This window comes from Streptomyces sp. NBC_01446 (genome assembly GCF_026340095.1).
GTDB lineage: Bacteria > Actinomycetota > Actinomycetes > Streptomycetales > Streptomycetaceae > Streptomyces > Streptomyces aureus.
Genome location: NZ_JAPEPO010000001.1, coordinates 7,957,222 through 7,975,363 on the forward strand (window position 1 = coordinate 7,957,222; position 18,142 = coordinate 7,975,363).

At 70.1% G+C, this 18,142-nt stretch carries 13 protein-coding genes; 4 read left to right on the forward strand and 9 right to left on the reverse strand.

Annotation, left to right across the window (positions count from 1 at the left end; genetic code table 11):
• Positions 1 to 22: 22 nt before the first annotated feature.
• Positions 23 to 727: a TetR/AcrR family transcriptional regulator gene (locus OG456_RS35965; protein ID WP_266568462.1), complete on the reverse strand. Its 705-nt coding sequence runs from the start codon at positions 725 to 727 to the stop codon at positions 23 to 25.
• A gap of 41 nt (positions 728 to 768) precedes the next feature.
• On the reverse strand, positions 769 to 1,944 hold the full coding sequence (locus OG456_RS35970) for an NAD(P)/FAD-dependent oxidoreductase (RefSeq protein ID WP_266568464.1): 1,176 nt from the start codon (positions 1,942 to 1,944) through the stop codon (positions 769 to 771).
• Positions 1,945 to 2,116: 172 nt separating this feature from the next.
• On the opposite strand from OG456_RS35970, the gene OG456_RS35975 reads away from it, so the two are divergent.
• Positions 2,117 to 4,081 carry a M13 family metallopeptidase gene (locus OG456_RS35975; protein ID WP_266568466.1) on the forward strand — a complete coding sequence of 655 codons (1,965 nt, stop codon included), beginning with the start codon at positions 2,117 to 2,119 and terminating at the stop codon, positions 4,079 to 4,081.
• A 54-nt stretch (positions 4,082 to 4,135) separates the two neighbouring features.
• Here the strand turns inward: OG456_RS35975 and OG456_RS35980 are convergent, their stop codons facing one another.
• The 5 genes from OG456_RS35980 to OG456_RS36000 form a co-directional block, all read right to left on the reverse strand.
• Positions 4,136 to 6,466 carry a glycoside hydrolase family 3 N-terminal domain-containing protein gene (locus OG456_RS35980; protein ID WP_266569538.1) on the reverse strand — a complete coding sequence of 777 codons (2,331 nt, stop codon included), beginning with the start codon at positions 6,464 to 6,466 and terminating at the stop codon, positions 4,136 to 4,138.
• 38 nt (positions 6,467 to 6,504) lie between these two features.
• Positions 6,505 to 7,326 carry a carbohydrate ABC transporter permease gene (locus OG456_RS35985; protein ID WP_266568468.1) on the reverse strand — a complete coding sequence of 274 codons (822 nt, stop codon included), beginning with the start codon at positions 7,324 to 7,326 and terminating at the stop codon, positions 6,505 to 6,507.
• Complete coding sequence (locus OG456_RS35990; RefSeq protein WP_266568470.1) at positions 7,323 to 8,258, reverse strand: carbohydrate ABC transporter permease; 936 nt, start codon at positions 8,256 to 8,258, stop codon at positions 7,323 to 7,325. The genes OG456_RS35985 and OG456_RS35990 overlap by 4 nt, the downstream gene beginning before the upstream one ends.
• Before the next feature lie 14 nt (positions 8,259 to 8,272).
• Complete coding sequence (locus tag OG456_RS35995; protein ID WP_266568472.1) at positions 8,273 to 9,583, reverse strand: ABC transporter substrate-binding protein; 1,311 nt, start codon at positions 9,581 to 9,583, stop codon at positions 8,273 to 8,275.
• 271 nt (positions 9,584 to 9,854) lie between these two features.
• Complete coding sequence (locus OG456_RS36000; RefSeq protein WP_266569539.1) at positions 9,855 to 10,901, reverse strand: LacI family DNA-binding transcriptional regulator; 1,047 nt, start codon at positions 10,899 to 10,901, stop codon at positions 9,855 to 9,857.
• A gap of 231 nt (positions 10,902 to 11,132) precedes the next feature.
• On the opposite strand from OG456_RS36000, the gene OG456_RS36005 reads away from it, so the two are divergent.
• Both OG456_RS36005 and OG456_RS36010 read left to right on the forward strand, forming a co-directional pair.
• Positions 11,133 to 12,407, forward strand: coding sequence for a D-arabinono-1,4-lactone oxidase (locus OG456_RS36005; RefSeq protein ID WP_266568474.1), 1,275 nt, complete (start codon positions 11,133 to 11,135; stop codon positions 12,405 to 12,407).
• 744 nt (positions 12,408 to 13,151) lie between these two features.
• On the forward strand, positions 13,152 to 13,559 hold the full coding sequence (locus OG456_RS36010) for a hypothetical protein (RefSeq protein ID WP_266568476.1): 408 nt from the start codon (positions 13,152 to 13,154) through the stop codon (positions 13,557 to 13,559).
• Between the two features lie 49 nt (positions 13,560 to 13,608).
• Here OG456_RS36010 and OG456_RS36015 read toward each other — a convergent pair whose 3' ends face one another.
• The gene (locus OG456_RS36015; protein WP_266568478.1) at positions 13,609 to 14,388 is read right to left on the reverse strand and encodes an MBL fold metallo-hydrolase; all 780 of its coding nucleotides are present in this window, start codon (positions 14,386 to 14,388) and stop codon (positions 13,609 to 13,611) included.
• 290 nt (positions 14,389 to 14,678) lie between these two features.
• On the opposite strand from OG456_RS36015, the gene OG456_RS36020 reads away from it, so the two are divergent.
• On the forward strand, positions 14,679 to 17,513 hold the full coding sequence (locus tag OG456_RS36020; RefSeq protein WP_266568480.1) for a right-handed parallel beta-helix repeat-containing protein: 2,835 nt from the start codon (positions 14,679 to 14,681) through the stop codon (positions 17,511 to 17,513).
• On the opposite strand, the gene OG456_RS36025 is transcribed toward OG456_RS36020, so the two are convergent.
• Positions 17,500 to 18,141: a winged helix-turn-helix domain-containing protein gene (locus OG456_RS36025; RefSeq protein ID WP_266568482.1), complete on the reverse strand. Its 642-nt coding sequence runs from the start codon at positions 18,139 to 18,141 to the stop codon at positions 17,500 to 17,502. The genes OG456_RS36020 and OG456_RS36025 overlap by 14 nt on opposite strands.
• Between the last annotated feature and the right edge of the window lies 1 nt (position 18,142).

Sequence of the window (18,142 nt, forward strand, 5' to 3'; positions counted from 1 at the left end):
TGCCGCGACAGCTGGTGAGGGGTCACGGAGCGTCGGTGGTGGACGGCCTCGGTGTGTGCGGCATCCCGTTGATCAGTACCCGCAGGCCCCAGCCGAGGCGGGCCTCTCCCGGCCCGGACAGCAGGTCGTCACCCAGCGCCGCGAGGCGCGGGTGGGTCGTCGCGGACACGTCGCGCAGCACGGTGTTCAGCGCGTCCCAGTCGCCCTGGGTGTCCTCGTCCCGGTCACGGGTGGACTGCTCGGCCGCGGTCGAAGTGGCGTACTGCAGAAGGGCGTCCACGCCCCACGCGGCCTGCGCGTCCGGGATGCCGCCCTCGGAGAGCAGCGCGAGGAGGGCTTCGAGCAGGTCGAGGTAGTGCTCGCCGGAAGGCATCGCCACCAGCGCCGACCGGGCGAGGCTCGGATGCTCGAACAACACCGCGGTGTACGAGGACAGGATCCGCACGAGACGGTCCTGCCAGTCACCCGGAGTGGTGGCGGGGGAGAGGTCGACCGCGCCGAGCAGCTCGTCCAGGATGGCCGCGTGCAGCTCGGCGGTGTTGCGCACGTACACGTAGAGCGAGGCCGGGCCCGTGTCGAGTTCCTGCGCCAGGCGGCGCATGGTGACGCGCTTGAGGCCTTCGTCGCGCATGATCGCGACCGCGGTCGCGACGATGCCGTCCCGGGTCAGGGCGGGCTTGGCCGGACGCTCTCGGCGGCTGCGGGGTGCTGCGGGCTGGGGGGACACGGGCTCACCGTAACGAGCGGGGTTCGTGACGAACAAGTTCGTCACGAACCCGTTCCCGCGGCTTCCGCCTCCTCGCGGAAGGACGCGAACATGTCGAGCAGGCCCTGCGGGGCGTCGGGGTGGAAGATGACGTCGAGGTTGTCGGCGGAACCGGCCGCGGCGTGCTCGCCGCGGGGGAAGAGCGCCTCCTCGTAGACGGTGAGGGCCTTCTCGGTCTCGCCGGGGTGCGCCAGGATCGCGGCGGCCAGCTCGGCGCCGTCGAGCATCGCCAGGTTGGCGCCCTCGCCGGCGAACGGCGACATCAGGTGGGCGGCGTCGCCGAGCAGGGTCACACCAGGGACCCGGTCCCACCGGTGTCCGACGGGCAGGGCGTGGATGGGTCGCGGGACGAGCGCGCCGTCGGCGTCGGCGACGAGTCCGCGCAGCGCCTCGTCCCAGCCGTCGAAGGAGGTGAGGATACGGGCCTTGGCCGCCGCGGTGTCGGTGAAGTCGATGCCGCCGGTGGTGAACCAGTCGGCGGGAACCCTCAGCGCGCAGTAGACGTGCAGGCGGCCGTCGCCCTCGCGGTGGGCGAGGAAGCCCTTCTCGTCCCCGAGCGCGAACAGCGATCCGCCGCCGACGACTTCGGCGCTCTGCGGGTGAAGGGTGTCCGCGTCCTCCAGGTGCGCCTCGACGAACGAGACGCCGGAGTAGGCGGGGCGGGCGTCGGAGAGCAGCGGGCGGACCTTGGACCAGGCGCCGTCGGCGCCGACGAGCAGGTCGGTCGTGAAGGTCTCGCCGGACGCGAGGGTCACCTCGTGGCGGCCCCCGGTCAGCGGGCGGGCGCCGGTGACCTTGGCGCCCCAGCGGATGGTGCCCTCCGGCAGCGAGGCGAGCAGCATGTCGCGCAGATCGTGCCGGCTGACCTCCGGCCGGCCGTCGGTGCCGCCGTCGTCGCTCTCCTCCATGCGCACGGTGCCGTGCTTGTCCAGGATCCGCATGGCCTCGCCGCCCGCGTGGATGGCGGCGAGGAACTCCTCGTGGAGACCCGCGGCGCGCAGGGCGGCCTGGCCGGACTCGACATGCATGTCGAGCATGCCGCCCTGGGGGCGGGTGGCGGGGGAGACCTCCAGGTCGTAGACGGCCGCTTCGACGCCGCCGAGGTGCAGGACGCGCGCCAGGACGAGGCCGCCGAGGCCTGCGCCGACGATCGCGATGGGGTGGTGGGTGGTGGTCATGGCGGGCTCCTTCGGTTGGGGTGGCGCCCGCCGTTCCGGGCGCCTCCTCATCAAGGTAACGAACATGTTCGTCACGAACAAGTTTCTAACGAACATGTTCGCTTCGTATCATGAGGGACGCGGCCCGGGGGATTGCGAAACGTCCCGGCCGCGCCTCGCATAAGCTGCCTCGATGAGCATTCTTGATGACGCCCGCCCGGGTATGAACCCCGAGATCCGGCCGCAGGACGACCTGTTCGGCCACGTCAACGGCCACTGGCTGGACACCGAGCCGATCCCCGAGGACCGCTCGAGCTGGGGCCCCTTCGTGCAGCTCGCCGACACCGCCGAGGAGCAGGTCAAGGCGATCATCGAGGAACTCGCGGCCGGGGCCGAGTCGACCTCGGCCGACTCCGGCGAGGCGCGCAAGATCGCCGCGCTCTACGCCTCCTTCATGGACGAGCAGGCCATCGAGGCGCTCGGTCTCGCGCCGGCGCGCCCGCTGCTCGACGAGGTCGCGGCCATCGCCGACCTCCGGGGCCTCGCGACGTTCCTCGGCCGCTTCGAGCGCGTCGGCGGCTCCGGCCTCTTCGGGTCGTACGTCGACACCGACGACCGCAACTCCGACCGGTACCTCGTCAACGTCGTGCAGGGCGGCCTCGGCCTGCCCGACGAGTCGTACTACCGGGACGACAAGTTCGCCGCGATCCGCGACAAGTACGTCACCTACCTCACCGATCTTCTGACGCTCGCCGAGCACGCCGATCCCGCGGCCGCCGCGCGGACGGTCCTCGCCATCGAGACCAAGCTGGCCGCGGGCCACTGGGAGCGGGCCGAGACCCGTGACGTGCAGAAGACGTACAACCTCACCGCCCTGGACGAACTCAAGGCCCTGGCACCGGAGTTCGACTGGCACGGCTACGCCGCCGCGATCGGCGGCACCGACGCGACCATCGCCGAGACCTGCGTCCGCCAGCCCTCGTACTTCGCCCACCTGTCCCAGGTCCTGACCGAGTTCCCGATCGAGCAGTGGCGCGACTGGGTGCTGGTGCGCGTGCTGCGCGCCTCGGCGCCGTACCTCTCGGACGCGTTCGTCCAGAACAACTTCGACTTCTACGGACGCACGCTCAACGGCACCCCTGAGCTGCGCGCCCGCTGGAAGCGCGCCGTCGCGCTCGTCGAGGGCGCGATGGGCGAGGCCGTCGGCAAGGAGTACGTGGCCCGGCACTTCCCGCCGGCGTCCAAGGCGATGATGGACGAGCTCGTCGCCAACCTCCTGGAGGCCTACCGTCAGTCGATCGCCCAGCTCGACTGGATGACCGACGAGACGAAGGAGCGGGCGTACGAGAAGCTCGCCACGTTCCGCCCCAAGATCGGCTACCCGGACAAGTTCCGCGACTACTCCAAGCTCCAGGTCACCGTGGACGACCTGCTCGCCAACGCGCAGGCGGCCGCGGCGTTCGAGACGGACCGCGAGCTCGCCAAGATCGGCTCGCCGGTCGACCGCGACGAGTGGTTCATGCTGCCGCAGACGGTGAACGCGTACTACAACCCGGGCACCAACGAGATCTGCTTCCCCGCGGGCATCCTGCAGAAGCCGTTCTTCGCGCCCGACGCCGAGGCGGCGGAGAACTACGGGGGCATCGGCTCCGTGATCGGCCACGAGATCGGCCACGGCTTCGACGACCAGGGCGCCCAGTACGACGGCGCCGGCAACCTCAACGACTGGTGGACCGCCTCCGACAAGACGGCCTTCGAGGCCAAGTCGAAGGCCCTCATCGAGCAGTACGACGGCTTCTCGCCGCGCAACCTGCCCGGCGAGACCGTCAACGGCGCGCTCACCGTCGGCGAGAACATCGGCGACCTCGGCGGCCTGACCATCGGCCACAAGGCGTACGTCATCTCGCTCGGCGACACCCCGTCGCCGGAGCACGGGGCCACCACCGGTTCCCAGCGCCTGTTCCTCAACTGGGCCTACTGCTGGCGCACCAAGCGGCGCAAGGAGCAGGAGCAGCAGTACCTGACGATCGACCCGCACTCGCCGCCGGAGTTCCGCGCGAACATCGTGCGCAACCTCGACGAGTTCCACGACGCGTTCGGCACGTCGGACAGCGACGGCCTGTGGCTCGACCCGGCGGACCGCGTGCGCATCTGGTGACGCGCCCGTGACGCGTGGCCCGTACCTTCCAGGAAGGTACGGGCCACGGCCGGTTCAGAGCGCGGTGACGCCGAAGCCGGCGTGCAGCCTGCGGGTGTGGTCCACCACCCGCACCTGACCGGTGAGCGTCACGCTCGCGGTCAGCCGGAGGTCGGTGCTGGACGCGCCGAGCCGCAGCTCCAGTTCGCCCGGTTCGACGATCCGCCGACCGTCCCGCCCGGTGAACGACGCGAGGTCCGCGGGCACCGTCACCCCGACCCGCGCGGCCTGCCCCGGCGCGAGTGCCAGGCGCACGAACCCCACCAGCCGCTGGACGGGCTGCACGACCGAGGCGACCGGGTCGTGCAGATAGAGCTGCACGACCTCGGTGCCGTCCCGGTCACCCGAGTTCCGTACGGTGAAGGCGAGTTCGGCCTCGCCGTCCGTCCCGAACGCCGCGCGCTCCACGGCGAGATCGGACCAGTCGAACGACGTGTACGTCAGTCCGTGCCCGAAGCCGAACGCCGGAGTCGGGTCGATGTTCGACACTTCGTTGACCTGCCCGAGCCGCGCCGCCAGATACGTGGACGGCTGGGCCCCCGGGCCGTTCGGGATGCTGACGGGCAGCCGTCCCGACGGGGCGACCCGCCCGCTGAGCACACCGGCGATGGCGGGCGTGCCCTCCTCGCCGGGGAAGAACGACTGGACGACGGCGGCCGACTCCCGTACCGCACGGCCGAGCGCGTACGGGCGCCCCGCCAGGAGCGTCACCACGACCGGTGTGCCGGTGTCCAGGAGCGAGCCGAGGAGTTGCTCCTGCACGCCCGGCAGCGCGAGCGTCTCGGCGTCGCAGCCCTCGCCGCTGGTGCCCCGGCCGAAGAGGCCGGCGCGGTCGCCGAGCGCGAGGACGACGACGTCGGCGCCACGGGCCAGCTCCACGGCCTCGGCGAAACCGTCGGTGCCGGTGTCGTCGATGCCGCACCCGGGCGCGGTGACGACCTCGCTGTCCGGGAACTCGGCCCTCAACGACTCGACCAGGGTCGGCAGTTCGATCCCGGCCGGTACCTCGGGGTGCCGGGCGCCCACGTGCACCGGGAACGCGTAGCAGCCGAGGACGGCCGTCGCGGTGTCGGCAGTCGGGCCGACCACCGCGATTCTCGCGGGCCTGGCCAGGGGGAGTGTGCCGTCGTTGCGGAGCAGTACGACGGCCTGTTCGGCGACCTCCCGGGCGAGGGCGCGGCGGTCCGCGGTGTCGAGGGCCACGGTTGCGCGCAGCGCCCCGGGGTCCCCGAGATCGGCACCGGTCAGCGCCGGCGGCACCGCGTCCCATCCGGCGTCGAGGAGGCCAAGCTGCGCCTTCTGTACGAGCACGCGGCGCAGCGCGCGGTCCACGACGGCCTCGGACACCCGACCGTCCGCGACCGCGTCGAGGAGCGGCTGCCCGAACGCCTTGACGGTGGGCAGTTCCACGTCCACCCCGGCGCTCAGCGCGGCTCCGGCGGCCTCGCCCCACGTGGCGGCGACACCGTGCAGGGTCTTGAGGAACCCGACACCGAAGTAGTCCGCCACCACCGTCCCCGTGAAGCCCCAGGTGTCCCGCAACAGCCCGGTGAGCAGCTGTTCGTCGGCTGCCGACGGGACGCCGTCCGTGTCGGTGTAGGCGTGCATCACCGAGCGGGCACCGCCCTCCCGCAGCGCCATCTCGAACGGCAGCAGCATCACATCGGCGCGCTCCCTGGGCCCCATGCCGACGGGCGCGAGGTTCCGTCCCGCGCGGGAGGCGGAGTAGCCCACGAAGTGCTTCAGGGTGGCGACGATTCCGGCGGACTCCAGGCCCTGGACGTAGGCGGTGCCGAGGGTTCCGACGAGGTACGGGTCCTCGCCGATGGTCTCCTCGACGCGGCCCCACCGGGCGTCGCGCACGACGTCGAGCACCGGGGCGAGACCCTGGTGCACACCCACCGAGCGCATGTCCTGCCCGATGGCCCCGGCCATGCGTCGTACCAGCGCCGGATCGAACGTCGCGCCCCACGAGAGGGGGACGGGGTAGGCGGTCGCGCCCCAGGCGGCGAAGCCCGCGAGGCACTCCTCGTGGGCCACGGCCGGGATGCCGAAGCGGTTTCCCGCGGCGATGCGGCGCTGGGTGCGCAGCAGGGACAGCGCGCCGAGGGCGGGGTCGACGGGGGCGGTGCCGAAGGGCCTGGTGAGCTGCCCGAGCCCGTGCGGCAGCAGCGCCTCGAGGTCGACCACCTCCTCCATCTCGTGCTGGTACGGGGCGACTTCGCCGCCCTCGTCGGACGCCCCGACCCACACGCCGAACAGCTGGGCGACCTTCTCCTGGAGGGTCATCTCGGCGATGAGGGCGTCGGCGCGCGTCTCGTGGTCGAGGGTCGTGTCGCGCCACAGGGGCTTGGTGGAATCTGTCGTTACGGCCACGTTGTGGGTCACTTTCCTCCCACGCCCATGAGCCCCTGGACCAGGGTGCGCCGGGCGAACAGGTAGACGAGCAGGACGGGCACCATGGACAGGACCACGGCGGCCAGCAGCCCCGGGATGTTGATGCCGTACTGGGTGCGGAAGTTGTAGAGCCCCAGGGTGATCACCTTGGTGGAGTCGGACTGGGTGAGCACCAGGGGGAACAGGAAGCCGTTCCACGCCTGAAGGGCGGAGAAGACCGCGATCGTCGAGAGCCCGCCCCGCGACAGAGGGAGCACGAGCTGACGGAACACCCGCCAGGACGAGGCGCCGTCGATGGCCATGGCCTCGTACAGATCCGGGGTGATGTCGCGCATCACCCCGGTCAGGACCAGGGCGCACATGGGGAGCGAGAAGGCGGCGGTCGGCAGGATGACGCCGATGAGGTTGTCGTAGAGCCCCGCCTTGCTGATGACGTAGAACATCGGCACGATCACCGCCTGCGCGGGGATGGCGAGACCGAGCAGGAAGAGGCGGAAGACGGCGGTCGTGACGCGGCCGCGGCTGCGGACGATGGTGTACGACAGCGGCGGCACCACCACGAGGACGATGGCGACCACGCACACGGTCACGATCACCGTGTTGAGGAAGTACCGGCCGAAGCCGGTGGAGAAGTCGTCGACGTAGTTCCGCAGCGTGAAGTGCCGCGGCAGGCTCAGCGGACCGCTCGCGCCGTAGTCCGCGCGTGATTGCACGGACGCCGCGACCAGGACGTAGAGCGGTGCGCCGACGACGAGCAGCCAGACCACGGAGCCCAGGCCGGCCAGGTAGTTGGGGCGTTGCTTGCTCACAGGCCCTCCACCGAGCTGCGCATCTTGTCGTAGCCCGAGACCCGTACGACGACGAGGGAGATGACCGTCGCGACCACCACCAGGAGCAGCGCGATGGCCGATCCCGCGCCGAAGTCGAAGCTCTTGAAGGCCTTTTGGTACATGTAGTAGGCGCTGATGGTGGTGTCCGTCCCGGGGCCGCCCTGGGTCAGGATCAGGACGGTGTCGAACGTGGTGAGCCCGCCGACGACCATCAGGATCATCGACGTGATCATGGTGTTGCGCAGTTGCGGCAGCGTGATGTGGAAGAACTGGCGCACCGTGCCCGCCCCGTCGATCTGCGCCGCCTGATAAAGGACTTGGGGGATGGCCCGCGCCGCGCCCTGGTAGATCAGGGTGTGGAACGGGGTGAACTGCCAGGCGCCCACGAAGACGAGCACCCCGATGGCCCCGCTCTGCATACCGAGCAGATTGCCGTCGCCGAACAGCCACTTGGCCTGCGACGGCACACCGAAGTTGGGGTCCAGCAGGGTGCGCCACAGGACGGAGACCGCGGTGGCGGACAGCAGCAGCGGGACGAAGTAGATCGCGGACAGGATCGCGCGGTTGCGCTGGCGGCCCGCCGCCCAGACGCCGAGCAGGATGCTCAGCGGCGTCTGGACGAGCACGCCGAGGACGGTGATCAGCACGCTCAGCCAGAGGCTGTTGAGCATCACCGGGTCGTCGAAGAGCTTGGTCCAGTTGTCGAGCCCGGCGAACCGGGGCGAGCCCAGGCCGTTCCAGCTCGTGAACGACAGCACGGCGACCAGGACGAGCGGGACGACAGCGAACAGGACGAAGAACGCGGTGGCGGGCAGCGCCCAGGCGAAGCCCGGGCGCCCCACGCCGGCTGAGCGCCGCTGCGCGGGCCGCCGTTCGGCGACGACAGCGGCCTTGGTGACGGTAGTGGTCATCTCGGCACCAGGTCTCACGCGGTGGGCAAGGCCTGCATGGCCTTGATGAAGCCGTCGGTGTCGAGCCCGCCGTTGAAGAACTGCTGGACCGCCTGGTGCATGGGCGTCGAGGCGGACTGGGGGTAGGCCTGGTCCCACGAGAGCTGGAACGACGGGGCCTTCTTCACGAGGTCGAACTGGTACTTCGAGTACGCCGGGCTCGCGGAGGTGCCGAGGAACTTCTCCGTGTTGGTCGTGGTCGGCAGGTTGCCGATGCCCAGCTGCGCCTTCACGAACTCGTCGGAGTACTGGAGCTTCAGGAACGCGGCGACGGCCTCGGGATGCTTCGTCTTCTTCATCACGGAGTAGAAGTTGTTGGTGTTGCCGACGAGGTTGCCGGCGTCACCCGTGCCGCCCGCGACGGTCGGGAACGAGGAGTAGCCGAGGTCCTTCTTGGCGAACGCGGGGTGGGAGTCCTGCTGGGTCGAGTACTCCCACGAACCCATGAGCTCGAAGCCGGCTTTGCCGGTGGCGAGCAGCGTGGGTGAGCCCTGGTCGGTGAACTTGACCGAGTCGTAGTTGGTGCCGAAGGCGCCCGCGTCGACGAGCTTCCTGATCATGCCCAGCGCCTTCTTGCTGCCCGCGCTCTCCCAGGCGCTCTTGTCGCCGCCGAGCGCCTTCTGGAAGACGTCCGGGCCGGCGACACGGTCGTAGAGGTACTCGAACCACATCAGCGTCGGCCACTGGTCGCCGCCGCCGAGCGCGATCGGGGTGACGCCCTTGGCCTTCAGCGCCTTCACCGCGCCGAGCAGGTCGTCCCAGGTCTTGGGCGGCGTGACACCGGCGTCTGCCAGAACCTTCTTGTTGTTGAAGAGCAGCACCGGCTGCGTGCCGCGCATCGGGACGCCGTACGGCTTCCCGTTCACCGTCGCGCTGTCGAAGACCGACGGCAGGAAGCTGGACTTGAGGGCCGGGTCCTTCTTGATGAAGTCGTCGAGCGGCAGCAGCAGGTCGGCGTCGACGAAGGGCTTGATGCTGCCGCCGCCCCAGTTGAAGAAGATGTCGGGGGCCTGCGGGGTGCTGATGATGGTCTGCAGCTTCTGCTGGTAGTCGGCGCCCGGGATGGTGTCGAGGACCGCCTTGACCTTCGACGTCTTGTTGAAGGTGGCTACGAGCTGCTTCTCGACCTTGTTGGCCGCGTCCCCGTACACCAGCACGTGGATCTTGTCGGAGCCTCCGCCGCCGGCCGAGTCGGAGGAGCCGCCGCCACAGGCAGACAGGGTCAGACCCAGGGCGAGCGCCACACCTGCGGCGACGGCGCGGGAGATCCGTGCGGGTGTCTTCATCTTTGAAGCCTCTCGAAAGTGTCGGCCATGAGAGCGAAATGTGTTGGGCGGTGTGACGCTAAGCCGCGCCGAACGGGCGGTCAACCCTCGGCGGACGGGTTTCCGAAGCGTTATCGACGGGGCGTCATCCGCAGGCCAGGGCCCAGGGGCGAAAGGGCATGACGAGAAGGCGGACCGGTTCCGGCCGCCGAAGGGAGCGCGGGCCATGCGCGCCGACAGTTTCGAACATCACCCCTCGGTGAGATGGCCGAGGAAGGGTGGGGGGCGTGGGCTACCGCTCGGCGGGCGCCGCCGTGCTGCTCCGTACGACGAGACGGGTCGCCAGGTCCATGCGCAGCGTCGCAGGCTGCTTGCCCCGTGCCAGGTCAAGGGTCAGCCGTGCGGCGGCCTCGGCCATCTCGACCAGGGGCTGGCGGACGGTGGTCAGTGGCGGACCCACCCAGCGGGCGAGGGGCAGATCGTCGAAGCCGACGACGCTGAGGTCGTCCGGGATCCGCAGGCCCAGCTCGCGGGCCGCCTCGTAGAGACCGAGCGCCTGGAGGTCGTTGCCCGCGAACACCGCGGTCGGCCGGTCCGGCAGGCCGAGCAGTTCGAGACCGGCCGCGTGGCCGGACTCGTGATGGAAGGTCCCCTCGCGGATCAGCGCCGGGTCGAAGGCGACCCCGGCCGTCTCCAGGGCCGCCCGGTAGCCGTCGATCCGGGCACGGCTGCACATCATCCCCGTCGGTCCCGCGATCACCCCGATCCGGCGATGGCCCAGCTCAAGCAGGTGCCGTGTGGCGGCGAGCCCGCCCTGCCAGTTCGTGGCACCGATCGCGGGCACGTCCTCCCCGGGGTCGCCCGCAGGGTCCATCACCACGAACGGGATGTCGCGGCTGGTGAGCTGCGCCCGCTGGGCGGCGTCGAGCCCGGACAGGACGAGGATCACACCGGTGGGACGACGGGCGAGAACGCCGTCGACCCAGGACTGGCCGATGCTGAGCTGCCCGGCGTGCTCGGACAGGACCAGGCTGAGCCCTTCCTCGCGGGCGACGTTCTCGACGCCGCGGATCACCTCCATCGACCAGGAGCTCTCCAGCTCGTGGAAGACCAGTTCGAGGAGAGGGATGGCCGTGGTGTTGGCCCTGCGGCGCTGGTAGCCGTGGCGGCGGAGCAGTTCCTCGACCCGCTCGCGGGTGGCCGGAGCGACATCGGCCCGGCCGTTGAGGACCTTCGAAACTGTCGGAGCGGAGACTCCCGCTTCGCGGGCGATCTCGGCAAGTGTCGCCGTGCCGGCCTCGCGGGCCTCCTGGGACGCCGGCCTCTGCTTCTTCTGCACCGCTGAGGAGTTCACAGTACGGATCGTAACCACTAGACGGTGAGACGGGGCAAGGGGATCCGCGGACCGCCGCGCCTTGACGCACCGGCAAGATCCTTCTAGGTTTTCGCAACATGCGTCATCGACGTCGAAATAGTTGAACGCGAACTCCATGAGACGCGAACTCCTTGAGGCTGGGGACGTGAAACCCTCGGGACCTGAGACGCGAACCTCTTGAGAACGGACATGCGTATGCCGGCGACCGGTACACCGCTGCGGAACTGGGCGGGAAACGTCACCTTCGGCCCGGCACGGGTCCACCGTCCGGAGTCGGAGGCCGACCTGTGCCGGACCGTCGCCTCCGCCGAGAAGGTACGGGTCCTCGGCAGCGGACACTCGTTCAACCGCATCGCGGACACGGACGGCGACCTGATCCTCCTGGACGGCCTCGCGCGCCGGGTGCGGGTGTCCGAGGACCGCGCCACCGTGAGCGTCTCGGCGGGCATGCGGTACGCGGAGGTGGCCTCGGCGCTCCAGGCGCAAGGTCTCGCCCTCGCCAACCTGGCCTCGCTGCCGCACATCTCGGTCGCGGGATCGTGCGCCACCGGCACGCACGGTTCAGGAGACGCGCTGCTCGGGCTGGCCGCCGCCGTGACCGGGATCGAGCTGATCGGCCCCGACGGCACGCGGACGACGCTGAACCGCGCCTCCGACCCCGACCGCTTCCCCGGTGCCGTCGTCAACCTCGGCGCACTCGGTGTCGTCGTCGCCATGACCCTCGCCGTGGAGCCCGCGTTCGACGTCGCCCAGTGGGTGTACGACGAAGTGCCGCTCGACGGGATCGCCGAGGACTTCGACGCCGTGTTCGGCGCCGCGTACAGCGTCAGCGCGTTCACCGACTGGCGCGCGGACACCGCCACGGTGTGGCTGAAGCGCCGCACCGACCGGCTGCCGACCGGCACTCCGGGAGACCGCTGGATGGGCGGGCTCCTCGCGGACGGCCCGCGCCACCCGGTCCCCGGCATGCCACCGGCCTTCTGCACCGAGCAGCTGGGCGTCCCCGGACCGTGGCACGAGCGGCTTCCCCACTTCCGGCCCGACTTCACCCCGAGCAACGGCGAGGAGCTCCAGTCCGAGCTGCTCCTGCCGCGCGAGGCCGCGGCCGACGCGATGGCGGCCCTGCGTGACCTCGGAGACCGGATCGCCCCGGTGCTCCTTGTCTCCGAGATCCGGACGGTCGCCGCGGACGACCTGTGGCTCAGCCCGAGCCACGGCCGCGCATCCCTCGCCCTCCACTTCACGTGGGTGCGCCGCCCCGACGACGTACTCCCGGTCATCGGCGCCATCGAGGAGCGGCTGCTGCCACTCGGGGCGCGCCCCCACTGGGGGAAGCTGACGACGGCGGCTCCCCGTACCGTCGCCGCGCTCTACGAACGAGCCCCCGACTTCCGGCGGCTACGGCAGGAGCTGGACCCGGCCGGGAAGTTCGGCAACGCCTTCGTGACGGAACTTTTCGCCGCTCACTGAACGTGAACCCATGCCGAGCGCCGCAGGCTGGTCCGTTCGGCGGCGCCCGGGTCGCTGCGGTCCTGCGCCGAACCTAGCGTTCCCACAGTCAGGGTATTTCTGCCTGGAGGGTCCACTGTGCGTTCCATGGGTTTCGCTTCCGCAGCACTGTTCGGCGCCGCCGCGCTTCTGTCAGTGACAGCATCGGCGTCCGTGGCGGACGACGGTGGTAATGCCGCCACTGCTTACGAATCCGGCAGTGGCAGCCGCTCCGACGGCGGTACCTCCTCCGTTGGTACCGACGCCGGTGCAACTCCCTCCGTTGGTACCGACGCCGGTGCAACTCCCTCCGTTGGTACCGACGCCGGTGCAACTCCCTCCGTTGGTACCGACGCCGGTGCAACTCTCTCCGTTGGTACCGACGCCGGTGGTACCGACTCTGGGGGTACTGACTCTGTTGGTACTGACTCTGGTGGCACTAACTCCGGTGGTACTGACCCTGGTGGCACTAACTCCGTTGGTACTGACTCTGGTGGTACCGGCGCCGGTGTTACCGACTCCGGTGGTGACGGCCGCACGGCCAGCGGTACCGACTCCGGCGGTACCAATTCCGGTGGTGACGGCCGCACGGCCAGCGGTACCGATTCCGGTCGTACCGACTCCGGTGGTACCGATTCCGGCCGTACCGACTCTGGCGATACCGACTCCGGCGGTGACGGCCGCACGGCCGGCGGCGGCCCCAACGTCACCTCGTTCGGATACACGGTGTCCCCGACGACCGTGTCCCCCGGCGGGACGGTCACCATCAATGCCACCAAGTGCCAGACGCCGGTCGTGCGCGTCACGGCGCCGGTCTTCGACGGCGTCACGCTCAATGGGGGCCGTTCGGCGAAGGCCAAGGTCTTCCCCGGCGCGAAGCCGGGCGCCGAGTACGACGTGACGTTCGACTGCAAAGGGGAGAAGGGCACCGCCAAACTGAAGATCTCCGGAGGCGGCGCCCGTCCCACCGGTCCCACCACGCCGACCGTGCCGGGAGGCGTGGAGGCCGGCGACGGCGGCAGCCTCTCCAAGCTCGACGCCACGCAGCTCCTGGCGGGCACCGCACTGGTGGCGGGCGCCGTGGGCGCGGCGGGCGTGTACGCCGCCAGGCGCCGCTCCGGCTCGCAGGGCTGAGACGGGCCGTACGGACCAGGCGGGCCGCTTACGGCCACTGCTGCGCCGCTTACGACCTCAGGCGCGCCGGAGTCGCACGTTCGCGTGCCGTCCTGGCGGCCTCGCCCACCGAACCGTGGTGCAACGAGCCGTGTCCGGGCAGCAGCATGTCGCCCGAGAGCCTCTCGAACACGTCCAGGGAGTCGCGGGTGCGCTCGCGGTCCCTGTCGAACATGGTGGGCAGGAGCTGCGGCCCCGGCGTGCGCGAGGTCGGGTGGCCGGTGACCAGGCCGTCGCCGGAGATGACGATGCCCGCGCCGGGGAGATGGTAGGCGCAGTGGCCCGCGGTGTGTCCGGGGGTGTGGACCGGGACCGGGCGGCCCGGCAGGTCGAGGGCACCCTCAGCGGGGAAGGGCCGGGGTTGACTGACGCGGGCGTCCGTCGTCCCGCCGGAACGCAGGGCGTGCACGGCCCAGGGCAGGACGCCCGGGCGCCAGCTGTTGCGCAGGACCCGGCCGAGCGATACCTGGTGCAGGAACTCGCGCCGGGCGTGCGGGACTTCGGCCGCGTGTGCGTACACCGGGGCGTCGAAGGTGCGGCTGAGGTACTCGGCGGACCCGAGGTGGTCGTTGTGTGCGTGGGTGAGCAGGATCGCCGTGAGCGCCTCGGGGGAGTGGCCCGCCGCGGCCAGTGAGTCCAGGACCTGCTGCCGGTCGCCGGGGTAGCCGCAGTCGATGAGCGTGACGGCGTCGCCCTCGCTCAGGATGACCCAGTTCGTGTTGCTGCCATGGACCAGATGAACGCCGGTGGCGGCGTGAACGAGGGTGCCTTCGCGCATGACGGACCGCATCTCTTGAGGTATGCCACTGGGGGCCGGGGAAGCATGGGGGAGCTGGGGGTACCGCGGTGACCGGTCTGCTGCAGCGGTCGCAGGCAGGGTAGTTGATCACCTCTCCCGCCCGGATGTCCTCGACGTGACGTGGGGCAGCCGATGCGTGCAGCATCCCTTGACAGTCATCCGATGAATTTATAGCTTCCGTGACCAGACGCTCCTCAATTGAGCGAACTGTCCATCAAACGTTGGATGTTCGGTCCGTAGATCGATGGTCAATCCCGACCTGCCCGGCCTCAGGAGTCCCCGTGCGCACCGTCCCAGGTTTCCGCAAGAGCCGAAGATCCCCGCTCCCCGGTCTGCTCGCCGCGGCGGTGGGTGTCACGCTGGGCTTCGGCGCCGCCGCCGCGCCCACCGCGTCGGCGGCCGCGAGTGGCGGCAAGACCGTCACCCTCCACGTGGCGCCCACCGGCAACGATCGCGCCAACGGCTCGGCGGCCAGGCCGTTCCGCACAGTGGAGCGCGCCCGGGAAGCCGCCCGCAAAGAGGTGCGCAAACACCGGCCACGACCCGTCGACGTCGTGGTGCACGCGGGCACCTACCGCCTGGACCACACCCTGACGTTCGGCCCGGAAGACTCCGGCACGGACCGCGCCCCGGTCCGCTACCTCGCGGCACCCGGTGAACGCGTCGTCATCAGCGGCGGCCGGTCGCTGCGGCCCGAGTGGAACTCGTACAACGACACCGTCAAGGTCGCCGACATAGGCGCGGGTCTCGACTTCGACGGTCTCTTCCTGGACGGGGAACGCCAGGTCCTCGCCCGCTACCCCAACTACGACCCGAAGACCGCCATCCTGGGCGGCTACGCGGCCGACGCCATCTCGGCGCAGCGAGCCACCCGCTGGAAGAACCCCACCACCGCGCTCGTACGAGGCCTGCACCAGGGGGAGTGGGGCGGCAACTCCTACCGAGTGACCGGGCTGAAGGCCGACGGCACCCCGCAACTCGACTGGGTGGGTGACAACAACCGCGGCAGCGGCCTGCACACCACGTACCGCATGGTGGAGAACGTCTTCGAGGAACTCGACGCCCCCGGCGAGTGGTTCTACGACAAAGCGGCCGGCAAGCTCTATTTCTACCCTCCGAAGGGCGCCGATCTCGCCTCGGCGCACATCGAGACCGCCGAACTCGATGAACTCATCAGGGTGCAGGGCGGCGGACCGGACGACGCCGTGCACGATCTGAGCTTCTCCGGCTTCACGTTCGCCCGCACCCACCGCACTCTCTTCGACCAGCCGTACGAGAAGCTCCAGCTCGGCGACTGGGCGATCGCGCGCGCCGCGGCGGTCCACCTCAAGAACACCGAGAACGTCGCCGTGCGCGACTCGCTCTTCGACCAGGTCGGCGGCAACGCCCTCTTCGTCGACGGCTACAACCGCGAAGACACCGTCTCCGAGAACGAGTTCAGCCACTCCGGCGCCTCCGACGTCGCCGTGGTGGGCAACCGCGACGCGGTACGCGAGCCGTCCACCTGGGACAGCATGCGCAAGACCATCACGGACACCACACCCGGCCCGAAGTCCGACAACTACCCGCGCGACATCCGCATCAGCGACAACTACATGCACGACAACGGGCAGTTCGAGAAGCAGACCTCCGGCGTGCAGATCTCGATGAGCCGGCGCGTCACCGTCGACGGCAACACGATCCACGACGGACCCCGCGCCTGCGTCGACATCAACGACGGCACCTGGGGCGGACACATCATCGAGAACAACGACATCTTCAACTGCGTCAAGGAGACCTCCGACCACGGGCCGATCAACTCCTGGGGCCGCGACCGGTTCTGGCCGCTGACCGCCGACGACGCGACGAAGAAGTCGTACGCGAAGCTCGACGCGATGGACGCCACCGTCATCCGGCACAACCGGATCCGCCACTCCTCGCACTGGGACATCGACCTCGACGACGGCAGCTCGAACTACCTCATCGAGGACAACCTCCTCCTCAACGGCGGGGTGAAGCTCCGCGAGGGCTTCCACCGGACCGTGCGCAACAACATCTTCGTCAACGGCGGCGCCCACTTCCACGTCTGGTACGCGGACAGCGGCGACACGGTGGAGAAGAACATCTTCGTCACCGGCACCCCGTACAGCCTGATCCAGGCCGACATGGCGAAGAGCGAGCCGACCGTCGACAACAACCTGTTCTGGAACAACGGCAGGCCGGTCACCGGTGTCACCGACGCGTGGCGCGCACTCGGCCTCGACACGCACTCGGTGACGGCCGATCCCAAGTTCACCGGAGCCTCGCCCTTCACCGATCCGAAGAAGCTCGACTACACGCTCCAGGCGGACTCCCCGGCCCGCGCCCTCGGCTTCCGTCCCTTCGCGATGGACGGCTTCGGAAAGGCCGGCAGTCCCACGCCGCCCCCGCTCGAATGGGTCGACGACACCCCCACCGACACGCTCGACGCGTTCCAGGAGCCGCTGCTCGGGGCGTCGGCGACACGCATCTACTCCGACGCGGTCAAGTCGGCGACGGGTCTGACCGACTACGACGGTCTGCATCTGCCCACCGTCCCCACCACGTCGGAGGCGTACCGGCAGGGCCTGCGCACGAACGACGTCATCCGGGAGATCGACGGCAAGAAGGTCACCGGCCGCGACAGCTTCTGGAGCGTCTACAACCGCTCGGCCCCGGGCGCCGACGTCCCGCTGACGATCTGGCGTAACCAGGCCTCCACCCAACTCACCGTCCATAAAACCGAGTCGGGCGAACAGATCAACAACACGTCCGGGGTCGTGTACGCCGGCTCGGGATGGGACTGGAAGAACGCCTCGCGCGGCGGCGCGGGCGGCTGGGCCGACGACGTGCACGCCACACAGAACAAGGGCGACTCCTTCGAGCTCACCTTCAACGGCACGGCGATCGACGTCATCACCCAGATCAACAGCGACGAGGGTCAGGTCGACCTCTACGTGGACGGGCAGCCGGCGGGCACGATCGACAACTCGAGCCCCACTCGGCAGCATCAGCAGACCGTGTTCAGCAAGTCGGGCCTGACGCCGGGCGAACACACGATCAAGGGCGTGATGAAGACGGGCAGCTATCTGATCGTGGACAGCTTCAAGATCCGCTAGACGCTGTCGGGGGTTCGGTCTGCCGCTGGGCGGGAGCCGCGTCCTCGTCGAGCAGAGGGAACAGTCGCGCGACGGCCGCGACCGCCACGGTGTCCGCCGGGCGCGTCGCGGCCGCGTCGTGACGCACCTGGAAATCGGTCATCAACTGGCGTATGGACGCAGCCAGTTGGGACACCTCGCCGGGGCTGAGGCGCAGTACGGCGCTGAACGACTCGTCGTGACGCCACGCTGCCGGCACCTGTTCCAGGTGGGCGAGGTGATGCCAGGAGCTCTCGTCCTCCAGGCCGTGGGCCAGCGGGGTGAACTCCACTGCGCCGGCCTGGTCCGTCAGGTGGTCGGACTCCCAGCGCAACTGCCACGGACGGGCCCGTCCGTCCGTGGGTGGCGCCTCCTCGATGAGGCCGTAGCGCGCGAGCTGGCGCAGATGGAACGAGCAGAGGCCGGAGCTGTGGCCGAGGCGGGCGGCGGCCTCGGTGGACGTGACCGTGCCGACCTCGGCGAGCAGGTCGAGGAGCGCGATCCGGACCGGGTGGTCGGGCAGGGGGCGGCGCGCTCCATGGGGCGGAATCCACGGGCCGGAGCCAGGGCCGGAGTCGGCAGGCGCTGTGGGTCGTTCCTTGTCGCTCATT